General features: G+C 39.8%; 16 protein-coding genes and 1 pseudogene. 3 read left to right on the top strand and 14 right to left on the bottom strand.

Annotated elements, in window-relative coordinates; genetic code table 11:
• Positions 1–39 precede the first annotated feature (39 nt).
• The 7 genes from cydC to rplM all read right to left on the bottom strand — a co-directional run bounded on the left by cydC (position 40) and on the right by rplM (position 11,556).
• Positions 40–1,704: a heme ABC transporter ATP-binding protein/permease CydC gene (gene cydC, locus F542_RS05680; protein WP_015432463.1), complete on the bottom strand. Its 1,665-nt coding sequence runs from the start codon at positions 1,702–1,704 to the stop codon at positions 40–42.
• A complete protein-coding gene (gene cydD, locus F542_RS05685) occupies positions 1,705–3,444 on the bottom strand; it encodes a heme ABC transporter permease/ATP-binding protein CydD (protein WP_015432462.1) in 1,740 nt (579 codons plus the stop codon).
• Between the two features lie 58 nt (positions 3,445–3,502).
• On the bottom strand, positions 3,503–7,474 hold the full coding sequence (tamB, locus tag F542_RS05690) for an autotransporter assembly complex protein TamB (protein WP_015432461.1): 3,972 nt from the start codon (positions 7,472–7,474) through the stop codon (positions 3,503–3,505).
• A gap of 22 nt (positions 7,475–7,496) precedes the next feature.
• Complete coding sequence (gene tamA / locus F542_RS05695) at positions 7,497–9,236, bottom strand: autotransporter assembly complex protein TamA (protein WP_025267077.1); 1,740 nt, start codon at positions 9,234–9,236, stop codon at positions 7,497–7,499.
• Positions 9,237–9,318: 82 nt separating this feature from the next.
• Complete coding sequence (gene envC, locus F542_RS05700) at positions 9,319–10,587, bottom strand: murein hydrolase activator EnvC (protein ID WP_025267078.1); 1,269 nt, start codon at positions 10,585–10,587, stop codon at positions 9,319–9,321.
• Between the two features lie 128 nt (positions 10,588–10,715).
• Complete coding sequence (rpsI, locus tag F542_RS05705) at positions 10,716–11,111, bottom strand: 30S ribosomal protein S9 (RefSeq protein ID WP_015432457.1); 396 nt, start codon at positions 11,109–11,111, stop codon at positions 10,716–10,718.
• 16 nt (positions 11,112–11,127) lie between these two features.
• A complete protein-coding gene (gene rplM, locus F542_RS05710; RefSeq protein ID WP_015432456.1) occupies positions 11,128–11,556 on the bottom strand; it encodes a 50S ribosomal protein L13 in 429 nt (142 codons plus the stop codon).
• 298 nt (positions 11,557–11,854) lie between these two features.
• On the opposite strand from rplM, the gene F542_RS05720 reads away from it, so the two are divergent.
• On the top strand, positions 11,855–12,340 hold the full coding sequence (locus F542_RS05720; RefSeq protein WP_038442900.1) for a YhcB family protein: 486 nt from the start codon (positions 11,855–11,857) through the stop codon (positions 12,338–12,340).
• 94 nt (positions 12,341–12,434) lie between these two features.
• On the opposite strand, the gene F542_RS05725 is transcribed toward F542_RS05720, so the two are convergent.
• Positions 12,435–12,953 carry a single-stranded DNA-binding protein gene (locus F542_RS05725; protein ID WP_015432453.1) on the bottom strand — a complete coding sequence of 173 codons (519 nt, stop codon included), beginning with the start codon at positions 12,951–12,953 and terminating at the stop codon, positions 12,435–12,437.
• A gap of 248 nt (positions 12,954–13,201) precedes the next feature.
• Here F542_RS05725 and uvrA point away from each other — a divergent pair, with 248 nt between their 5' ends.
• Positions 13,202–16,030 (top strand): excinuclease ABC subunit UvrA, encoded by a 2,829-nt coding sequence (uvrA, locus tag F542_RS05730; protein ID WP_015432452.1) that lies wholly within the window; start codon positions 13,202–13,204, stop codon positions 16,028–16,030.
• A gap of 483 nt (positions 16,031–16,513) precedes the next feature.
• Here the strand turns inward: uvrA and nrdB are convergent, their stop codons facing one another.
• The 4 genes and pseudogenes from nrdB to F542_RS05750 all read right to left on the bottom strand — a co-directional run.
• Complete coding sequence (nrdB, locus tag F542_RS05735; protein WP_025267081.1) at positions 16,514–17,644, bottom strand: class Ia ribonucleoside-diphosphate reductase subunit beta; 1,131 nt, start codon at positions 17,642–17,644, stop codon at positions 16,514–16,516.
• A gap of 26 nt (positions 17,645–17,670) precedes the next feature.
• Positions 17,671–19,941 carry a class 1a ribonucleoside-diphosphate reductase subunit alpha gene (gene nrdA, locus F542_RS05740; protein ID WP_025267082.1) on the bottom strand — a complete coding sequence of 757 codons (2,271 nt, stop codon included), beginning with the start codon at positions 19,939–19,941 and terminating at the stop codon, positions 17,671–17,673.
• 368 nt (positions 19,942–20,309) lie between these two features.
• Positions 20,310–20,870, bottom strand: coding sequence for a hypothetical protein (locus F542_RS10765; protein WP_025267083.1), 561 nt, complete (start codon positions 20,868–20,870; stop codon positions 20,310–20,312).
• 342 nt (positions 20,871–21,212) lie between these two features.
• Positions 21,213–21,541: pseudogene (locus F542_RS05750) on the bottom strand (UvrB/UvrC motif-containing protein); the annotation flags it as partial.
• A 92-nt stretch (positions 21,542–21,633) separates the two neighbouring features.
• Here F542_RS05750 and F542_RS05755 point away from each other — a divergent pair.
• Positions 21,634–21,861, top strand: coding sequence for a hypothetical protein (locus F542_RS05755; protein ID WP_015432447.1), 228 nt, complete (start codon positions 21,634–21,636; stop codon positions 21,859–21,861).
• Between the two features lie 128 nt (positions 21,862–21,989).
• Here F542_RS05755 and F542_RS05760 read toward each other — a convergent pair whose 3' ends face one another.
• Together F542_RS05760 and F542_RS05765 are read right to left on the bottom strand one after the other, a co-directional pair.
• The gene (locus F542_RS05760) at positions 21,990–22,295 is read right to left on the bottom strand and encodes a hypothetical protein (protein ID WP_025267084.1); all 306 of its coding nucleotides are present in this window, start codon (positions 22,293–22,295) and stop codon (positions 21,990–21,992) included.
• Positions 22,288–22,644 carry a hypothetical protein gene (locus F542_RS05765; protein ID WP_025267085.1) on the bottom strand — a complete coding sequence of 119 codons (357 nt, stop codon included), beginning with the start codon at positions 22,642–22,644 and terminating at the stop codon, positions 22,288–22,290. The genes F542_RS05760 and F542_RS05765 overlap by 8 nt, the downstream gene beginning before the upstream one ends.
• Between the last annotated feature and the right edge of the window lies 1 nt (position 22,645).

The following is a 22,645-nucleotide window of genomic DNA, read 5'->3' on the forward strand; positions in this document are numbered from 1 at the left end:
GTCAAGAAATTGACCGCATTTTTATTTATGCCCTTGTTATCAAACTAACTGCCCATTATCCAATTGATAGATTCTATCAAACTGCTGTAAGCCATTTAATCGATGTGTAATCATGAATAATGTACGTTGCTGACAGTATTGAAAAATGAGTGACAAAATCTGTTGTTCCGTTTCTCTGTCTAGGCTTTCTGTTGGCTCATCAAGCAACACAATTTCTGCCTCACTTAACAATAACCTAGCTAACCCTAAACGACGCTGCTCTCCGCCTGAAAGATGACGACCGCCCTCGCCCAGCCATAATGCTAATCCATGTTCTTCCAACAAATAATCTAAACCAACTTGCTGCATAACCTTCATTAACTGTTCATCTGTAGCCTCTGGATTACCCATTTTCAGATTTTCTCGCAAACTATTGCTAAAAATATGTACTCGTTGGCTTAAGGTAACAATATGCTGACGTAAAGTCTGTTCAGGATAATCACTAATTTTGCAATTATTTAGCCAAATTTGACCGCTTGTTGGCTCATAATTACGTGTAAGCAGTTGGAAAATTGTGGATTTGCCACTCCCTGTTTTGCCTAGAAGAGCAACTTTTTCACCAGATCGGACATCAAAAGAGACTTGCCTTAACACCTGCTGGTCACGCTGTGGATAGCAAAAATCAACGTTCTCAAAGCAAACAAGCGGCTGATTTTTGCTAGTTTTTTGCCAAATTGCCGATCCGTGGAACTCAACCAATGGCTGCTGTTCGGTAAGTTCACTGATCCGCTGTGCCGCGCTTACCACCTGACCTAAATGTAAGAAAGCAATGCCTATTGGTGACAGAATTTCTAACGATGCCAACACACAGAAAACAACCAGTGCAATTAACGCTTCTGGATTTTCCGCATTTGGCGCAGAAATGGTTGTTGCCGAAAGGTAGATGACCACGCATACCAGTATCCCATTTACCGCTAATAACAATGCATTAGAAAATCCGGATAAACGGCTCTCTTTGCTCTGTGCAGCAAGCCACTTGCTTTCTGTCTGCTGTAATTTCTGCGCAGTCTGCTCTTGAATACCAAAGAGTAAAAATTCTGCATTTAATTGGATCCATTCAATAAATTGTGAACGATAATCAGCTCTCGCTTGTACAGCCTCTCTCCCTAAATTCTGTCCTAATCGGTAAAACAAAACAGGTAATAGAATCAGTAAAGCTGTAAGTGTGCCACAAATAACCCATACTAACGTAACAGAAATAAAAGATAGACCAATACCCATAAATAAAATCACCATCACCGCACTAATAAAAGGTGAAAGCAAATTTAAATAAAGCGTATCAAGCGTATCAACATCCGCCACTAAGCGATTCAGCAATTCACTATTGCGATAACGGTTTAGCCCTGCAGGGCTAAGTGGAATTAATTTACGGAAAACCGATACCCGTAGGTTTGCCAGCACACGAAAAGTTGCATCATGCGTGACTAAACGTTCAAAATAGCGAGAAAGTGTTCGTCCAATTGCTAAACCACGCACTCCAGAGGAAGGATAAAAAAAGTTAAATAGAATACTGGAGCCAACCAAGGCAGTTGCGGCTAAAAACCATCCCGATAAACTCAGCAACCCAATGCTCGCACTGAGGCTAGTGATCGCAAGAATAACGCCTAACAATAAACGCCCCAAATGCGTGCGATAGAGGGCAAGAAAAGGAAAAAGTGTGCGCATTTAATGTCCTAATAATTCAGCAAAAAAACCTTGTTGTTCCAATTTATCAAATGTGCCTTGCTGGACAATCTGTCCCTGCTTCATCACCCAAATTTCATCAGATTGTTTTAAATCTTCAACGCGATGCGTAATCATTAAGGTGGTATGCATTTGGCTTAAATTGTGTAATGCTTGCAAAACTTGCTGTTCTGATTGCATATCTAAACTTGCTGTTGGTTCATCAAGTAAAAGTAGCTGATATGGTCGAAGTAACGCTCGTGCAATTGCAATCCGTTGCGCCTGCCCGCCAGAAAGTCCCGCATTTGCATCTTGTACTCGGCTATCTAACCCAATCCGATAAACAAACTCATCTGCCCTTGATTGCGCTAACGCGTCCGCTATTTCTGCCTCACTTGCATTTGGATTACCCAGTAAAATATTTTCTCGCAACGATGCATTCATCAATTGAGGATTTTGTCCGACCCAAGCAAGCACCGCACGCCATTGTGTTATTTCGAGTTCCTTTAGTTCTACACCATTCACTTTCACACTACCTTGATAGGCAAGGAAACCCAGTAACATATTCATTAGCGAACTTTTACCCGCGCCACTTTGCCCAACTAGAGCGATCTTTTGCTGTGCATTTATACGAAAATTCAGTGGCTGTGTAAGCGCTTTACCCTGTGGAGACAGGATAACACAGTCTTTGGCTTCAATCACAAGCGGTTGTTTTGGCAAATTTTTTTGCCCAGCCGTTTGAGTAATCACATTTTCACTTAAAAACTGCTCAATGCTATCTGCAGCCCCAATTGCGGCCGCTTTATCATGATAGTAAACGCCTAATTCTCTCAGTGGTTGATAAAATTCTGGTGCTAACATTAAACAGAAAAAACCGATGAAGAGGGTCACAGCCGTATCGTAATAACCAAAATTAAGATCGCCTAAGTAAATAAAACCAAAATAGACTGCCATTACTGCAATAGAAATCGCTGCAAAAAACTCAAGTACCGCCGAGGATAGAAATGCCATTTTTAAAACATCCATCGTGCTGAGGCGAAATTCTTCGGTACGTTGATAAATGAGATCTGTTTGACTTTGTGATTGACCAAATAAACGAATGGTTTCCAATCCTTTTAAACTGTCTAGAAATTGCCCACTCAGACGTGAAAGAATACCAATATTCTTCTGGTTCGCTTCAGCTGCTTTTATCCCCGCTAGCGCCATAAAAATAGGTAATAACGGCAAGGTTAAAAACAGAATAAGCCCTGCTGCCCAGTTTAATGGAAAAACAGCACAGAGAATAATCATTGGCACAAGCAAGGATAAAAATTGTTGCGGCAGATAACGCGCATAAAAATTATGGATGCTTTCTACCTGCTCCAGCATAATTGTTGCCCAGCTTCCAGCGGGGCGCTGTCCAATAGCCATCGGTCCAATTTGCGATAATTTCGCCATGATTTCGCGGCGTAAATGTAAACGGAGAGTCTGCCCTGCTTGAAATCCTGCTCGCTCACGTAACCAAACTAATACTGATCTGCCGAAGAAACACACCAGCAATAAACCAAGCTCAGCCCATAGCATGCTAGGCATTTGATGCTGGATTATCATTTTGTGGAGCATTGAGGCTAATAACCACATCTGCCCAACCATTAGTAGCGAGCTTATTGCACCGAGTAATACATTAAGATAGAGCCATTTTCTGACAATTTTTTGTTGTTGGCGTAGCCATTTTTGTAGTTGTTTTTGTCGTTGTTTATCCATATTAATTTTGCAAAATTTTAAAGAAAAAAGACCGCTTGTTGCCTATTAATACCAAGGGTTAAAATTCAAAGTGATAGAGTAAATCCACGGCCTGATTCAAACTTGATACCCACTGTAAATATAAACTTGGTGCAAGACGATAGCGTAAAGTTAATTCCGTTAGCGGTGCAAAAATACCAACACCATATTTTACTCTGAATTTTGGCGTTAAGCTGCCACTGACTACCACTTTAGTATTATCACCTATTCCCGCTGTCGTAACTCTTAAATCGTTAATCCCAAAGGCACTGCCAACACTTCCGACCGTTTTACTCCCTTTCGATAGACTCAATCCAATTAATGCGGCAGCAATAGAATTACCTGAACCCGCATCACCACTACTTTCTAAGCCTCTTCCTGTCAGGATATAAGAAAGAATTTCATCTTGCGACATTGACGGGCTAGAAAACAGTTTTACGTCTAAATTATCTGCAATCCCCGTTACTTTTACACCAGCGGTGACATGCTGATCTTCTATCGCCTCTGGATTACGAATCGCTTCAATTTCAACACTCGGCTGAGAAGGTAAGCCTGCAAAAGAAATTAGCCCTTTACGGATAACAAGATCTTGCCCGAAAGAGGCAAATGTCCCATTTTTCAAATTCACTTGCCCATATAGTCCTAAACCTCGATTACCTTGGCGAACTTTTACTGTACCATTTAGATGTGTTTTTAAGCCATAGGCCTCTAAGCGAACATCGTTGCCAATATTAATGGCAACATCGCCTTTAATTGCCATACCTTGTCCGTTTTGTGGTGCATTTTTACTAGACATAGGTAATTTGAAGCTTCTTTTATGTTTGGCTGAGCCATCCATAATCACTTCATCACTACTAACACTTACGGCGCTTTCCGGCAACTCTTGGACTTCAATGCGTGCCCAAGGGATGTCAATTTTTCCGCCCAATACTAATTCTTTAGGTGAAGCTTTCACCTCAATATTTGGACTAATATCCACTTTAGCGATACCTGGCAGATCCACACGGAATTTGTTTGCATTTGCTCGAATACGCGTATACCAAGCTTCTACTTTTTGCCAGTTCGCATCACCATCTAACACCAAATTGCTTTGTGGCGTTTGTACATTTCCTTTCAATGTTGAGCTTGCCCCATTAAAATTCAGTGTTAGCCCCCCGCCAGTAACATCAAACGGCATAGCATTCGATTGTGCTTTTAAACCCGTCAAATTAAGATTGCCATATAACAACGGTGAAAGCGCTGTTCCTCCAACTGTTAAATGTGCATTAATATCACCATGAACGCTCTCCCCATTACTTAATAATGGCTTTAATAAACTTAACTGAACACGATCAATGTGAATACTGCCAGATAAGGCACGTTTATTTGCAATATCTTTCATTTGCATATCACTTGTGATACGTCCATTATTTTCAATGCGAATATCCGTATTCACATTTAAATTATTCTCCGCCATTTTTGCAGTAACTTTTACTGGTGCAAAAGCTAATGGGAACGCCCCAGAATCCAATTTTTGGCTTAATTTCAGGCTATTTGAACTAAGTTCAAGATTCACTTGAGGTGCTTTATTTTTAAACCATGCTGCATCACCTTTTGCGTTTACTATGCCTGTCAATTGTGTATTGTTATCCAAAAATTCTTGTACGCTTACCAGATCAAATTGGCGAATTTCAAAAGGCACTTTACCTTCTTCTCCCGCTTGGAATGTTTGAGGGAAACAAAGGTGAAGTTTTGGATTATGCCAGCAGTGCGCAGAAATATTCGCCAAAATTTGCTTATTGTTATAGTTAATTTGTACAGCTTTATCATTTTGGAATATCCCTACCGGCGATTGAATTGAAACGTTACTTAACGCTCCCTGCCAGATTTGCTGACTACGGTCAAATTTACCTGCTAACTGTAAATTTCCAGCAACTGGTTCACCCTTCGAGGTAAATTTTAGATTATGATTTGTTTCTGTGCCTTGCAAAGTTAAATTGGCATGATCAATTTTAATTTCACCACGACTAAATTGGTTTAACACTAAATTAAGATCAACGTTAATCTGCTTTTCAGTGTGCACTTTGCCTTTTGCACTAAGGTGATGTAATTTTAGCGTGTCGTAGGCAACATCATTCGCCGTTAAATCAAGCTCTAAAATTGGTTCAACCAATTTGCCTTGCATTTTAACTTTCCCTTTGACCCCCGCTGCCAAATGCGGAACTAAGCCTTTTAAATTTGGCGCATTTATATCAGCAGAAAAATCTGATTTATCACCGAGCACACCTTTTAAAGCGATTACATTTTCACCATATACTAGTTCCGCTTGTGGCACACTCAGTAATGTCTGGCTACCTGCACTTAAATCGCCTTTTAACTCCAGTTTTTTCTGAAATAAATTGCCATAGATCGCCATATCATTTACGTTTACCGCCCAAGTATTCTGCTCACCTCGTGCAGCATAGCCATTAGAAGTTAGTTTGCCAGAAAGTACAGCGGCCCATTCAGGCAAGAGCGATTTAGTATTCACTTTATCAAGTTCAACACTACTCTCCCATTCAACACCATCCGTCCAATCTACTTTACCCACTAAATTAGCTTTGCCTTCAAGCGCTTGTAAGACGAAATCTTTCAAAGAAAAATACGTGATATCACCATGCCCATCAAACTGCAAGCTCCCCGCAGGCAAATTCATGCCTCGACTATCTAAACTACCTTGTAAACGGTAATCCAATAAATCACCCGTTAAATTCAAGTTAATTTTCTGTAGTTGTAATGGTTTTTCGCCTTTTTCTGGCATAAATGGATATTGCACTTGAGCACTATTTAAATGCAGATTAAACGGCGTTTTTGCCTCAGATAAGGCTATATCCCCCGTTAAATGAAATTCTGCCGCACCACGACTTTGTATTGTCAGAGTCGTTGTACCAAACAGTTCTCCTTGAATATCAACATCGGCAGTACTCGCTGGAATTTTTAGTGTTGCTATCTCTGGGTGCCAACCTTTTAAATGCCAATGTAGCGGATAATTTCCAGATAAGGTTAATTCTCCTTGCCCGCTAACATTGCCCTTATCCGTCTGGAGATCAATATGCCGCAATACCACTTTTTGCTCATTTGAGTTTCCCTGAATACCTAAAAACGGCACCTTAAGAATAGAAACTGGCTCAATGAGTTGTCCTTCATCATCGCGTTTTTTCTGCTCAATCTGAATATGCGTTGCCTCAAATTTAGGTAAATCAAAATATAGTGGCAATTTAATTGGCTCTAATTTATTGAGTAACGGTTCAGCAAGTTGGCGTTTAAGTGCAGTCCAATCTGTACTTTTAACTTTCTCTTTAGCTTTTTCTTTTACCTGTTCACGCGTATTTTCTACCACCTCGGGCGCCAATGAAAGAGTCAAACCATCTAGCACAGTGGGAGCAATACGAATATTTTTACTGACTCCTAATGCGCTGGTTTTAAACTGTGCCAAAGTAATATCCATTTCATCAACGCGTACCTGAATATTGTTTAGCTCAAGATTTTTGACGGCAACTTCTAACGGCAACGAAATCTTCCCAATGGGTGTTGATTCTTTTTCTGCTGGCGATGAAGATAATTTTGCCGTTTCAACGATGACTTCAGTATCATTGAGTACCAGATTTTCGATACAAGCTTTGCGACTAAGCAGGCAATCAAAACCAAGATGTAAATTTGCTTGCCCAACTTTAATGCCCACGCCTTCCATTTGATAAATGGCGTTTCTTAAATGCAATCCCTCTTGTAAACTACCCTCAACACTTTCAATACTAAGTTCATCTAACCATCTTGTCACAAAATGCAATGCTGTACGCTGTCCTTTACCCGTCACAAGAAAGGCTAAAATGCCAAGACTCAATCCAAGCAACAATAGCAAAAAGCACCATAGCCCACGCCATTTTGATTTTGCGCGAACAGGCGGTATTGCTTTTTGCTGTTCATGATTGATGGATTCAGCATGTTGTGCTTGAGATAGCACAACAGGATTATCATTATTCTGTTCTTTTTGCATAATTTTTCACTTTTTTGACCACTCACAACTCAGAGCCAATACCAATATAGAATTTCACACCTTTATCGTTACTTGGAGAACGGACAGGTGTGGCAATATCAAATTTTATTGTGCCGATAGGCGATGCCCATCGTACTCCAGCGCCTGCGCCGGCATGCAAGTTTTTACCACTATAACTCTTTGCTGCCATACCCGTATCGTAAAATAGCGCTCCCCACCAATTAGGATAGACTTGATATTGATATTCCGCTGTCGCGGTAAACAAATGCGAACCACCAATAAGATTGCCCTCTAGATCAACGGGTGAAATCGTTTTATAGCCAAAGCCACGCACACTGAGATCTCCCCCGGCAAAATAGCGTAGTGATGGCGGAATGCGGGGAAATTCGTCTGCCTCTAGATAGCCTATTTCTGCGCGTAAATAAACACGGTGCTTATCTGCAAAGGTGCGTAACCACGCGGAACTCGCCTTTACACTATAAAAGTTCACATCAGAACCCCAAATTTTACTCCCCACGTTTACCGTTAGTTTTTGAGAATCCCCCCAGAGTGGAAAACGATTTCCGTCAGTGCGCGTACGATTAATTGAAGCGGTAGGATAAAGCAGCAAAGTTCTAAATTTATCGCTGCCTTGTTCAAAAGAATCAAAGCGTGCTTTTAAGCCCAATGAAAATGCCCAGCCTGTTTCATGATTCCAAAAGCGTTGGAAACCTAAATGCGCAGCGGTAGTTTTGGTATCATTTTGGTCTTCATGTTCAAGCCCGCCAGAAAATTGGTAATAATATTGTAAAGGATGCGCTTTAACTGGAATATTATAGCCAAATTCAAAGGTTTGCTCTGGTTTAGAAATGTACGTATTTGTTTCTAGACTATGTCCACGACTATTAATCCATGGTTTTTTCCAATTAAGCTGCAAACGGGGACCGACATCACTGGCATAGCCTACCCCAATCTCCATTTCATTTTTTTTTCTTGGCTGTAGCAATATATTTAAATCCACTGTTTTGCGTTGTTCTTGGATTTCAGGCTCAATAAGAACCGAGCTAAACCAACCACTAGAGGAAAACTCACTGGAAAGCTTGGTGAGATCGTTAAGATGATAGTGATCACTGCTTTGAATACGTAAAATATTACGCAAATAATCTTCACGAATTTGACTATTAGTAAACGTAATCTCGCCATAACGATAACGCTCACCACTATCATAGCCTAAACGCCAATCTGCACTATGATCACGAGGATAGACTTCTAAACGGTGATAACGCCAGTTTGCATCTAAATAACCTTTGCTCTGTGCTAATTTTTCCACACTGCTTTTAAAATCATCATAGACTTCATGATTTAGCACATCCCCTTTACTAGCGGTTTCTGTGAGGAGTAATTTCTGAAAATCCTCATCTTGTGCTAATTCACCTTGTACTTGAATATCGGTCTCATCAACTAATACAGGCTGTTTGTCTAATGTAATGAATAGATGCAAAAGATCTTTTTGTGGGCGAGGTCTTGGAGTTAAAGAGAAATGATATTGAGTGTTGTAATAACCTAAAGCACGCAATGCTTTATCCACGGTTTGTTGCACACGCTCTTGATAACGTTCTGAGCCATCTGCTTCATCATTACTAACTTGAGAGAGATAAATACGAACATTGTTATACAGCTCGCTACCCTTATCTAGACCTTCCATTTTTAATAATACGGTCTGTTCTGCCACTGACACACTAGAGAGTAGCAATAAGGTGAAAAAATGTAGTTTAGTTTTCATCATCTTAAAAAAATACAAGCGGTTGAAATTATGACATTTTCTGCAAAATTATCCGACCGCTTGAAAGTTGATTTGTTCAGGATTATTTTAGCCAGCGCATCGGGTTTACCGCAGCGCCTTTACGACGAATCTCAAAATAAAGTGCAGCTCTACTTTGTCCTCCTGAGTTCCCCACATTAGCAATAGTTTGCCCAGCAGAAACTCGCGCACCTTTTCGCACTGCTAACGATTGGTTATAGCCATACAGCGACATATCGCCATTACCATGGTCAATAACAACAACTTGCCCATAACCTTGTAACCAATCTGACAAAATCACGCGCCCAGCCGCAATTGCTCTCACTGGTGTACCCGCGCCCGCTTGAATAACGATACCACTCCATTTCAGTTCACCCATCTGAGTTGATCCGAAAGTGTTAATAATTTTTCCCGAAACTGGCATCGCATACTTACCGCTGCCTAAGCCATTACCACTGCGTGTTTCTGCTTGAACTTGTTCACGCACCCTTGCGCGAACCTCTTGTTTCTCTTTTTCAGTCGCTTTGCCTTTTTGTTCCGATGCTTTACGTTGCTCTAATCTCGCGAGTTCTTGTTTTTCTCGTTCTTGCGCTTGTCTTTTAGCTTGTTGGGCAGCTTCGTTCTCCGCTCTTGCCAATTGATTGCGTAATGCAGCTTCGTTCGCTTTTAATGCATCTAAACGGCTCTGTTCTTGGTCAAGCGTTTTATCAATCGCTTTGATAGTATTCTCTCTATCACGCTTTACTTTCTGTAACTCTTGCTCTTGCTTTTTTTGAGCATTTAACTGGGTTTGTTGCCCTGATTGCTGCCCCTTTAATTCGTCACGACGCACCTTCAACTCTGCCTGCGTACGTCTTAAATCATAAATCGCATCAATACGTACTTGATTGATATGCTCATAATAGGCTTCCATTCGATCGGCATCTTTGGCGCTCTCTGACAATAAGCGTTCTAAAACAGAGGGGTGAATACCAGAACGATAGGCAGAATCAAGCTGTTGCTTCAATTTCTCTTTTTGCTCTTTTTCTTGTTTTTCTAACCGCTTGATCTCTTGCTCTGTACGGCTAATAGTTTGACGAATTTCACTTAGGGTCATTTCTGTTTTTTTTAAGTTTTTCGACACATTGCCTAACTCAATTTCTTGTGACTTTAGAGTAGATTGCAAACTATTGCGCTTTTTCTTTTGCTCAGCAATTTTATTCGCTTGCTGTTTAATCTCTTGCTGTAATTTAGCTTGCTGCTGAGAAAGGTTATTTGCTGTAGCAAAAGGGACAAATAATACAGTGATGCAAAACAACACCATAAAAGAAACAAATTTTTTCACTATCGCCAACTTTGAATCATAAACCCATAAAATTTCAGCATTTTAATGATTTATACATAAAATGACTATAAAAAATCGTGTTATAAAACGAAAAAAGGCAGGATAATTCCTGCCTTTTTGAAAACGAAAATAAAAAATTAACGTTTTGAGTATTGTGGACGACGACGTGCTTTGTGTAAACCCACTTTTTTACGTTCAACGCGACGAGCGTCACGAGTAACGAAGCCTGCTGCACGAAGTGCTGGGCGAAGTGATTCGTCGTATTCGATCAATGCACGAGTAATACCGTGACGGATTGCACCTGCTTGACCAGAGATACCACCACCTTTAACTGTGATGTATAAGTCTAATTTGTCAGTTAATTCAACCAATTCTAACGGCTGACGTACAATCATACGCGCTGTCTCACGACCGAAGTAAACTTCTAAAGAACGTTGGTTGATAGTGATGTTACCAGAACCCGGTTTGATAAATACACGGGCTGAAGAGCTTTTGCGGCGACCTGTGCCGTAGTTTTGATTTGCTGCTGTCATTGTTATGCTCCGTGAATTAGATATCTAAAACTTGTGGTTGTTGTGCTTGGTGGTTGTGCTCTGCACCTGCGTAAACTTTTAATTTACGGAACATTTCACGACCAAGTGGACCTTTCGGTAACATACCTTTCACTGCGATTTCAATTACAGCTTCTGGACGACGAGCAATCATTTCTTTGAAGGTTGCATCTTTGATACCACCTACATAGCCAGTGTGCCAGTAGTAGATTTTATCTTCTGCTTTTTTACCTGTTACAGCAACTTTGTCTGCGTTGATCACGATGATGTAATCACCGGTATCTACGTGCGGAGTGTACTCAGGTTTGTGTTTACCACGAAGACGGCGTGCTAACTCAGTCGCTAAACGACCTAAAGTTTTACCCGTCGCATCTACTACGTACCAGTCACGTTGTACTGTTTCTGGTTTTGCTACAAAAGTTTTCATTAATTAAATACCAAAATTTAAAGTTTAAACCCAATATCCTTTGAGGATATTACCTTTGCGGTTGAATTTGACCCCTTCGAGTCTGATTCAGACCAAACTTGTATGGCGGGAAAACCACACAAAAACAGGGTGGCGGAATTATACAGATTTAAAGGAAAAATGCTAATCTTTTTTATGACTTTTTGTATTTTTGAGAAACATATCAAATTTTACCCGCTTGTTCTGATAATTTTCTTCTCATTAAAATCAGAAAATGGTAAAAAAAGCTATTTTTCACTGACTACAACAAGGAGTGCTTATGCAATGGTCAAATGAAATGTGGACAGCTGTTATTGTCGCTTTTTTTGTCGGCGCTGTCGTGGGGTATTTAATTCTGCTAACTACTAATGCTAACGCCAAAAAGCAGCAAAAATTAGAAGTTGATTTGAAAGCTGCTACACAGCAAATTAATGAACAGAAACAACATCTTGAAAAACATTTTGAACAATCTGCCCAGCTGCTGGCAACCATCGCTGAAGACTATAAGAAGTTGTATAGCCACTTAGCACAAAGTTCACAAGCATTATTACCAGAAGCTGCAGATAAGTTAGAATTTTTCCAACAAGCCCAGCTTGAAAATACACAAGCTGAAGCGGTAACTACAGCACAACAAACAGCATCCGAAACACTCAGTGATGATACTGCTACTGAAACAGAAGCAACCGAGAAAACTAGTCACACATCAAATGAGCAAGCCCCACCAAAAGATTATACTGAAGGCTCTTCTGGTATTTTAAAATCCTAATGGCTAAGGCGACTTAATAAAGCAAATAGTGGATAAAACACACAATGTTTTACCCACTATTTTTTGTCTATATATCTAAAAGATACTATCTATTTTAGAATGGAATATCATCATCAAAATTATTCATTGCAGGCTCTGCTTGTGGCGCAGGTTTTGCTGTTTGGCGTTGTGGTGCTGTTTGTGCATAATCGCCATTATAGCCGCCTTGGTTATAATTCGTCTGAGCTGGGGCTTGATTCCAACCGCCCTGGCTGCCACCAAAATCCCCACCTTGACTATTACGACTATCCAGCATCTGCATCACATCGCCTTGGATTTCTGTGGTATAGCGGTCTTGACCATTTTGATCCTGCCATTTACGGGTTCTTAAACGCCCTTCTACATAGACTTTTGAACCTTTACGCAGATATTGCCCGCAAATTTCTGCTTGACGACGATAAAACACGATACGATGCCATTCTGTGATTTCACGACGTTCGCCTGTATTTTTATCTGTCCAACTTTCTGATGTTGCTACACTAATATTCGCCACTGCTTCGCCATTTGGCATTGTGCGCATTTCAGGATCATTACCTAAATTGCCAACAATGATGACTTTATTTACACCTGCCATAAAAATTCCTCTTAAATAGGTTACAAAAAATTGTCGCGGATTATGCCTTAATTTCCCCAAAATGTCATCTACTCAACTGAAATTTTGTACAGCGTTTCTTTATTTTGGGATGCAGTTCAAAAAATCGTAATATTTCGCTTTATTTTTGCAAAATTTCAGCTAAAACGGGGCGCTTACTTAAACTGATATTTTGTACAGTGAATAAATTGTGCGATAATAGCAAAATTTATTTCAACTAAACAATAACTATGCAAACTATCGATGTACGTGGGGCACGAACCCACAATTTAAAAAATATCAACGTTATTCTTCCGCGTGATAAATTTATTGTGATCACAGGGCTTTCTGGTTCGGGTAAATCCTCTTTGGCGTTTGATACCCTCTATGCCGAAGGGCAACGCCGTTATGTAGAATCGCTCTCCCCTTATGCTCGCCAATTTTTATCGCTCATGGAAAAGCCCGATGTGGATCATATTGAAGGGCTTTCACCTGCTATTTCTATTGAACAGAAATCCACTTCGCATAACCCTCGTTCAACGGTAGGAACAGTGACAGAAATTCACGATTATTTACGTCTGTTATTTGCTCGTGTAGGTGAGCCTCGCTGTCCTGATCATGATTTACCGCTTGCAGCACAAACCATTTCACAGATGGTGGACAGAGTATTAGAAGAGCCTGAAGGTAAACGCTTAATGTTGCTTGCACCTGTTGTTAAAGAGCGTAAAGGTGAACACGTTAAATTATTAGAAAATCTGCAAGCGAACGGCTATTTAAGAGCCAGAATTGACGGTGAAATTTGCGACTTATCTGACCCTCCAGCCTTAGAATTACAGAAAAAGCATACTATTGAAGTGGTCGTAGATCGTTTTAAAGTTCGTACGGATATTGCCACCCGTTTAGCGGAATCCTTTGAAACGGCATTAGATTTATCTGGTTCAACAGCCATCATTGCCGATATGGACGACAATCAAGCCGAAGAGTTAGTTTTTTCTTCTAGTTTTGCTTGTGCTGAGTGCGGTTATTCACTCAGTGAATTGGAACCTCGTCTCTTCTCTTTTAACAATCCAGCAGGGGCATGCCCAAGCTGCGATGGCTTAGGTGTAGAGCAATTTTTTGATGAGCGTAAAGTGGTACAAAATCCTGATATCTCCTTGCCAAATGGTGCAATTAAAGGCTGGGACAAACGTAGTTTCTACTATTTTGGACAACTTAAAGCCCTTGCGGCACATTATGATTTTGATATTGAGCAACCCTTTGCTAAATTGCCGAGAAAAATTCAGCAAATTATTCTCCATGGCTCAAAAGAAGAGATTGAGTTTACCTATGTCAATGACCGTGGCGATAAAGTCGTACGTAAACACCCTTTTGAAGGCGTACTCAACAATATGGCTCGTCGCTATCGGGAAACCAATTCACAATCGGCACAAGAAGAGCTAGCAAAATATATCAATACTCGTCCTTGTTTAAGCTGTGAAGGTTCACGCCTACGCCGTGAAGCTCGCCACGTCTTTATTGAACAAACCAACTTACCCGCCATCGCCGAGAAAAGCATTGGTGAGGCGATGACGTTTTTTGAAAATCTGCAATTAAGCGGACAACGTGCACAAATTGCAGAAAAAATCTTAAAAGAAATTCGTGAACGTTTGTCGTTCTTAGTGAATGTAGGCTTAAATTATCTCTCTCTTTCTCGCTCAGCTGAAACGCTTTCGGGCGGTGAAGCACAGCGCATTCGCCTTGCCAGCCAAATCGGAGCTGGGCTTGTGGGCGTGATGTATGTATTAGATGAACCCTCTATCGGCTTACACCAAAGAGACAACGAGCGCTTGCTTAAAACATTGGAGCATCTGCGTAATTTAGGGAATACCGTTATTGTGGTAGAACACGATGAAGATGCGATTCGTGCGGCTGATCATATCGTAGATATCGGGCCGGGTGCTGGGGTACACGGCGGACAAATCATTGCCGAAGGGACTGCCGAGCAAATTATGCAAAATCCAAATTCTATTACTGGGAAATTCCTATCAGGTGCAGAAAAAATTGAGATCCCGACCGCTCGCACGCCACGAGATCCGAAAAAAATGCTCACCCTTAAAGGAGCGACAGGTAACAACCTCAAAAATGTGGATCTAGAAATCCCAGTAGGTTTGTTTACCTGTATCACTGGCGTATCTGGCTCAGGCAAATCTACCCTCATCAATGATACCCTTTTCCCTATCGCTCAAAATGCCCTAAACCGTGCAGAAAACAAAGATTTTGCACCTTATAAATCGATTGATGGTTTAGCACATTTTGACAAAGTGATTGATATTGACCAAAGCCCTATTGGGCGTACGCCTCGCTCTAATCCAGCCACTTACACAGGCTTATTCACCCCAATTCGTGAGTTGTTTGCTGGCACACAAGAATCAAGAGCAAGAGGCTACAACGTGGGGCGATTTAGCTTTAATGTGCGTGGTGGTCGTTGTGAAGCCTGTCAAGGTGATGGCGTGTTAAAAGTAGAAATGCACTTTTTACCCGATGTGTATGTCCCTTGTGATCAATGTAAAGGCAAACGCTACAATCGTGAAACCTTAGAAATTCGCTACAAAGGCAAAACCATTCACCAAGTATTAGAAATGACAGTGGAAGAAGCTCGAGAGTTTTTTGATGCAATTCCTGCCCTTGCTCGTAAATTACAAACCTTAATGGACGTAGGGCTGTCTTATATTCGCTTGGGGCAATCCTCTACCACTCTTTCTGGCGGTGAAGCACAACGGGTTAAACTGGCTGCAGAACTTTCTAAACGAGATACAGGCAAAACACTCTATATTTTAGATGAACCGACCACAGGTTTACATTTTGCAGATATTAAACAACTTTTAAGCGTATTACACCGCTTGCGTGATCAAGGTAATACTATCGTAGTGATTGAGCATAATTTAGATGTCATCAAAACCGCAGACTGGATTGTGGACTTAGGCCCCGAAGGCGGTGCTGGTGGTGGACAAATTATTGCAACGGGTACGCCAGAAGACGTTGCCAAAAGCAAAGTGTCGCATACCGCGAGATTTTTGGAAGCCATTTTGGCTAAAGGATAAAAACAAGCGGTCAATTTTGCATAAAAATTTCGATATTATGTAGCGGTTACGCAAAGATTTTCTTTTTGTTTCTGCTACTTTTTTCTTATCTGTAATAACGAAAGTATCGTAGTATCAAAAAGTACAACAAGCATCTATAGCGTACTTTTGATAGCGGTATCAGGTATGTCAATCAAAGTATTCTCTGAAAAAACAAAGGTACGCTATTGTTCTATTTGGGTAGGGATATGGAGATAAGCATTTAGTACCCCTCCTCTCCCATCACAGGTAATAGATTGAATTTCAATGCCTTTTTCGATTAATACCGTTAATTTTACCGTATTTTTTGAGATTAGAAGATGAACAGAAAATGCAATTTTTTAGGCATTTTTATAAAAAGTAGGTTAAAGCCTTATATTACAAGGTTTTAACCCACTTTGCAGACTCAATTTTGTCTATTATGCAAAAAATTGCTAAAAATCAACCGCTTGTTTACTTCATAGTTTAGAGTTCAAAATCGCCAAAATCACTGCTATCTACTTTTGCATCAATCTGACCGACCAAATAAGAACTAACTTCCACTTCTTGTGGTGCTACCTGTACATTATCGGAAACCAGCCATGCATTGATCCACGGAATGGGGTTGGAACGTGCCTTAAATGGTAATGGTAGTCCAACAGCTTGCATTCGAATATTAGTGATATATTCAATATATTGCACCAAAATATCCCGATTTAGCCCAATCATCGAACCGTCTTTAAACAGGTATTCCGCCCACGCTTTTTCTTGTTCAGCTGCACTTAAAAAAAGCTCGTAGGCCTCTTGGCGACATTCACGTGCAATTTCTACCATTTCAGGATCATCATTGCCATAAGCCATAATATTCAATATATGCTGAGTGCCGGTAAGATGTAATGCTTCATCACGTGCAATAAATTTGATGATTTTGGCATTTCCTTCCATAAGCTGCCGTTCCGCAAAGGCAAATGAGCAAGCAAAAGAGACATAAAAACGAATTGCTTCAAGTGCATTCACACTCATCATACAGAGATAAAGTTGTCTTTTTAGACTACGCAAACTGACCTCACAGGTTTTTCCATCAACCTGATAACTGCCTTCACCATACAAATTATAGAGTTGGCTGTCGCGAATCAAATCATCATAATAGGCGGAAATATCTTTGGCACGCTTAATAATTTCTTCGTTTGTGACAATATCATCAAATACTATTGATGGATCATTGACAATATTACGGATGATATGTGTGTAAGAACGACTGTGAATTGTTTCGCTAAATGTCCAAGTTTCAATCCAGGTTTCAAGCTCGGGGATAGACACTAATGGCAAAAGCGCCACATTCGGGCTACGCCCTTGAATGGAATCCAACAAGGTTTGGTATTTTAAATTGCTGATAAAAATGTGCTTTTCATGTTCAGGCAGTTGGGCATAATCAATGCGGTCTTGCGACACATCCACTTCTTCCGGTCGCCAGAAAAATGAGAGTTGTTTTTCAATCAGTTTTTCAAAAATTTCGTATTTTTGTTGATCATAACGCGCCACATTCACATTTTGTCCAAAAAACATGGGTTCTTTTAGTTGATCATTTTTATGTTGTGAAAACGTAGTATATGCCATCTTATTCTCCTTTATTTCTGTTCTTATTAAATTTTACAAGCACCACCAGCACAGCCTTCATCTAAGTCGTCTTGCGCATCTTCTGCTCCATCACGGGTATTTTGGTAGTAAAGGGTTTTTAACCCGTATTTATACGCCGTTAATAGATCTTTTAATAATACTTTCATCGGTACTTTAGCTTCTGCAAAGCGGTTTGGGTCGTAATTTGTATTCGCCGAAATCGCTTGGTCAACAAATTTCTGCATAATCCCCACCAAATGCAAATAGCCGTCCATATTAGGAATATCCCAAAGCAGTTCATAGTATGCTTTTAAGCGTTCATACTCCGGCACAACCTGCTTTAAAATGCCGTCTTTTGATGCTTTAACACTAATATAGCCACGCGGAGGTTCAATTCCGTTGGTGGCATTCGAAATTTGCGACGAAGTCTCCGATGGCATTAAGGCAGTTAAAGTGGAATTGCGCAAGCCAAACTGCAGAATATCCTGACGTAATTGCTCCCAATCATAATGAAGCGGTTCTTGAGTTAATTCATCAATTTCTTTTTTATAAGTATCGATAGGGAGTAACCCTTTGGCATAAGTGGTTTGATCAAAATAAGCACAAGCCCCTTGTTCTTTGGCTAAATTCATCGATGCTTTTAATAAATAATACTGAATCGCTTCAAAGGTACGGTGCGTTAAATTATTAGCACTGCCATCGGAATAACGCACTTGGTTTTTAGCTAAATAGTAAGCATAGTTAATCACGCCTACACCTAATGCGCGACGATTTACTGAGCTGTTACGTGCAGCTAATACCGGATAATCTTGATAATCTAATAGGGCATCCAGCGCACGAACCACTAAATCAGCCAATTCTTCTAACTCATCTAAATTGCTGAGTGTGCCTAAATTAAATGCCGATAATGTACATAATGCAATTTCCCCTTGTTCATCATAAAAATGTGCCAGTGGCTTAGTTGGCAAAGCAATTTCTAAGCAGAGGTTCGATTGGCGTATCGGTGCGACACGAGGATCAAATGGGCTATGAGTATTACAATGATCGACATTCTGAATATAAATTCGCCCTGTTGAAGCCCGTTCTTGCATCAGTAATGAAAACAATTCCACAGCCTTAACTTTACGTTGCCGAATGCTCGGATCTTGCTCATATTGCAAATAAAGTTGCTCAAATTTAGCTTGATCAGCAAAAAACGCTTCATATAACCCCGGCACATCTGATGGGCTAAATAAACTAATCTCACCGCCTTTAATTAAACGTTGATACATCATTTTATTAATCTGTACCCCGTAATCCATATGGCGAGCACGGTTTTCCTCCACACCACGGTTATTTTTTAATACCATTAAGCTTTCTGCTTCCAAATGCCAAATCGGGAAATATACGGTAGCCGCTCCACCGCGAACGCCACCTTGAGAGCAAGACTTTACTGCCGTTTGAAAATGTTTATAAAAGGGGATACAGCCGGTATGAAATGCTTCTCCACCACGAATAGGGCTACCTAATGCCCGAATTGCGCCGGCATTAATACCGATCCCAGCACGCTGTGAAACATATTTAACGATTGCAGCAGAGGTTGCATTGATGGAATCTAAGCTATCATCACACTCAATTAACACACAGGAACTAAATTGACGAGTAGGTGTACGCACTCCTGCCATAATTGGTGTTGGCAAAGAAATTTTGAAAGTGGAAGTCGCATCATAAAAACGGCGAATATAATCTAAGCGGCTTTCTGCTGGATACTTAGAAAATAAGCAGGCAGCTACGAGTAAATACAAGAATTGAGCCGATTCATAAATCTCCCCGCTAACACGATTCTGCACTAAATATTTTCCTTCCAACTGCTTTACTGCTGCATAGGAAAATGTCATATCTCGCCAGTGATCAATAAATCCATTCATTGTCTCCCATTCTTCGGGCGTGTAATCGCTCAGCAAATCCGCATCATACTTACCTAGCGCAACTAATTTTTTAACGTGCTCATATAAATGCGGTGGCTCAAACTGTCCATAAGCTTTTTTGCGTAAGTGGAAAATCGCCAAGCGTGCTGCCAAATATTGATAATCGGGCGTATCCTTACTAATGAGATCAGCTGCAGCCTTAATAATAGTTTCATGAATATCTGCAGTACGAATACCTTCATAAAATTGAATGTGAGAACGGAGTTCTACTTGTGAAACAGAGACATTCTCTAACCCCTCTGCCGCCCAAGTAATCACACGATGAATTTTATCTAGATTGAGTTGCTCGCGCGTGCCATCACGCTTTGTTACCATTAAACTTTTATTCATAATTAGTCCTATCTCGTAATACCTTACTAAACACCCTATACGGATGTCTTACCTAAAGTAAAACCAAGATATAGCGTTTAACCATGAAGTTCAATCGGTAAATCTCCCTCTCTACCCTTGACAGGCGATAACCCCTTTATAAATAACCGTATTTTTATAATGGGATAAAATCTACCGCCTGATTTAGCAACAGATTGCATAAATTTCATCAATGGCATTTATCTGTGAAGAGACAGAAACTCGAAGTACTGAGAATAGAAAAGATAGCCCACCTGCTAACTGATTGTCCAATTTTTAGTATCTGTCAGAGATGGGCGCTATCGGGGGACAAATGACTGTTGGCCCTAGCATTTTATAGAATATTATGATTAAAAGGGGATGTCGTCATCAAAAGTTTTTTGAAACTGTACACTCAAGCCTGATAATTTTTGAAGACATTCATTAAAAATTGGATCAAATATATATTGCGGAATTTTTGCATATCCATTTCTTTCAGAATTGAGCTTCAAGAAAGATTTTCCTTTATCAAGGAATTCACTACGATCTAAATTATTCTTCTTCGCATATTGTAAAAACATATTGATATTGTCGTTTAAAAATTTCCTAAAACTTTCTTTATCTGGCAATGAATTAATTTCTGATTGATTTTTCATTAAAAAATCAAGCTTAATTTGAATATCTTCCAAAATTGAACGTTCCTGCCTGTCAATATCAGCGACTTCTGTTACATTAACTTCAGTGAAAAATGGCGCATATGCAACCTTTTGAGTATCTTTATACGTTTTATAAACATCTATTACGGTTTTCCTAAGTTCTTTCTGTTTTTCTTCTAATTCATAACGATGAAAAGAACTAGGATATTGAATATATCTAATAGGAGCAACATCAAACGGAGCAGAAGTTTTGTCATCCAATATAATAAAACACATGGTTTTCTATATGCCATTCTAATTCCCAACTCAAAAAAACATTTGGATTTAATGAACTTAAATCACAAACAATTACGTCAGAATGATATAGATTTTTAATTATAGTACTCTGAATAACATCCGATTTCGTATTCTCACTAGCTAAGGCTATATCAAAAGCATATTCAGAATCAGAAACTAAAGACTCCTCTATAGCCCTTTGAATATAATCCCAATGTCATGGTTTATATGGTTCTTTTATTGAAATAGGTCTAACAATCCCAACTTTTATAATATTTTTTGCATCTTTTGACATTACACCGCTCCCTAAAGATTTACTATCTATCCTATGATATGACAAACTTACCGAATTTCAAGCAGTACTTCCTTCAACTGCTGCAACTTATCCCTTAGCGCAGCCGCTTTTTCAAATTCTAAGTCTTTCGCAAAATCACGCATCTGTTGTTCCAGCGTTTTAAGCTCTTTTTCCAGTTCTTTGCGGGATTTTGTTTTGTAATCACTTGCAGAATTTTCGGCTTTTTTGACCGCTTGTTTGCCCCGTTTTGGCTTGTCGGATTGTCCGATGTCGAGCAGTTCGCCGACTTTTTTGTTGAGAGCTTGTGGCACAATGCCTCGCTCTTCATTGTATTTCTGCTGTTTTTCACGGCGACTTCGGTCTCACTTATCGCTTTTTACGCCGATAGCGCCCGTCTCTGACGGGTGCTAAAAAATGGTATGAGACAATCACTGCCATAGTAACAAGCGAATAAAAACATCGAAAAATTTGCAAAAACTTCCACAAAAAAGACCGCTTGTGGAATGGAAGATTAAGTATTTTCCAGCACCCGTCAGAGACGGGCGCTATCGGGGTAATGACTTCCCAAAACCGGTTTATGGTGTTGCAAGCGGCTCAGCTTTATATTCTTGGAAAGAAGTGGCAAATTGGCTTTATCAACGAAATAAAATCTCAAAAATGCAGTGGGAAGTGGCGGAGTTTGGTGCGGTAAATTAATGTGCAAAAAATTGGGAGAATTTAACCACTTGCTAAATTAAAAAATAAATATTGATAGTACCCGTCTCCTGACGGGTACTAAAACTATGAAAGGTACTCGTCAGGAGACGAGCACCATCTGAGGGAAATTATGTCTTGCCATTATTCCAGTTGTGTCTTAGCCACTCACTTTTTCTAGAATTACCAAAAGTTGCCCAACCTTGTGAATGGCTAGAATTTAATACGACTAATAAACCATCATTCGAAATAAATTGTTTGATTTCATCTCTCAGCTTTTTAGATGTCCATTCTTCATTAACAGTAATTAGCCAAACATTACCAATCCAATGCCAGTACCCAAACCCTTTTTGTTTTATAAAGGATGTAATATTATTCCTAACTTCGCTAGGAAAATTCTCATCAATTAGGATAATATATCTTTTTTTTCTAGTCATTATCACCCTCACTATCTGAATGCTGAGATGCCATATCTTGGTTTAGGGTGTTCTCATCCCCTAATATACCTTTATCAATTAAAGATTTTCGGATTAAATACATTTCTGAACGTAATAAATCAGGATATTTAAAAATTAGAACAACAAACATGATAATGACGGTTAGTATTAATCCAGATAAAAAAATCAATAGCCAAACAATAATTAATTGATTTGGGTTTTTAGAAAAACTACTGTAAGAGATAAAACTCACCAATGTTGAAAAATATATCCATAGAACAGGAGATATCACATTAGATTTAGATTTCATACCTTTAACATTTTCTAATGCTTTAAATATTTCTTTCATC

Source organism: Bibersteinia trehalosi USDA-ARS-USMARC-188 (assembly GCF_000521725.1).
Lineage (GTDB): Bacteria > Pseudomonadota > Gammaproteobacteria > Enterobacterales > Pasteurellaceae > Bibersteinia > Bibersteinia trehalosi.

What these genes read in the sequence shown, in the direction of transcription:
- cydC (WP_015432463.1), bottom strand. Translation starts at nt 1,704, where the DNA reads ATGCGCACACTTTTTCCTTTTCTTGCCCTCTATCGCACGCATTTGGGG.
- cydD (WP_015432462.1), bottom strand. Translation starts at nt 3,444, where the DNA reads ATGGATAAACAACGACAAAAACAACTACAAAAATGGCTACGCCAACAA.
- tamB (WP_015432461.1), bottom strand. Translation starts at nt 7,474, where the DNA reads ATGCAAAAAGAACAGAATAATGATAATCCTGTTGTGCTATCTCAAGCA.
- tamA (WP_025267077.1), bottom strand. Translation starts at nt 9,236, where the DNA reads ATGAAAACTAAACTACATTTTTTCACCTTATTGCTACTCTCTAGTGTG.
- rpsI (WP_015432457.1), bottom strand. Translation starts at nt 11,111, where the DNA reads ATGACAGCAGCAAATCAAAACTACGGCACAGGTCGCCGCAAAAGCTCT.
- rplM (WP_015432456.1), bottom strand. Translation starts at nt 11,556, where the DNA reads ATGAAAACTTTTGTAGCAAAACCAGAAACAGTACAACGTGACTGGTAC.
- F542_RS05720 (WP_038442900.1), top strand. Translation starts at nt 11,855, where the DNA reads ATGCAATGGTCAAATGAAATGTGGACAGCTGTTATTGTCGCTTTTTTT.
- F542_RS05725 (WP_015432453.1), bottom strand. Translation starts at nt 12,953, where the DNA reads ATGGCAGGTGTAAATAAAGTCATCATTGTTGGCAATTTAGGTAATGAT.
- uvrA (WP_015432452.1), top strand. Translation starts at nt 13,202, where the DNA reads ATGCAAACTATCGATGTACGTGGGGCACGAACCCACAATTTAAAAAAT.
- nrdB (WP_025267081.1), bottom strand. Translation starts at nt 17,644, where the DNA reads ATGGCATATACTACGTTTTCACAACATAAAAATGATCAACTAAAAGAA.
- nrdA (WP_025267082.1), bottom strand. Translation starts at nt 19,941, where the DNA reads ATGAATAAAAGTTTAATGGTAACAAAGCGTGATGGCACGCGCGAGCAA.
- F542_RS10765 (WP_025267083.1), bottom strand. Translation starts at nt 20,870, where the DNA reads ATGTGTTTTATTATATTGGATGACAAAACTTCTGCTCCGTTTGATGTT.
- F542_RS05760 (WP_025267084.1), bottom strand. Translation starts at nt 22,295, where the DNA reads ATGACTAGAAAAAAAAGATATATTATCCTAATTGATGAGAATTTTCCT.
- F542_RS05765 (WP_025267085.1), bottom strand. Translation starts at nt 22,644, where the DNA reads ATGAAAGAAATATTTAAAGCATTAGAAAATGTTAAAGGTATGAAATCT.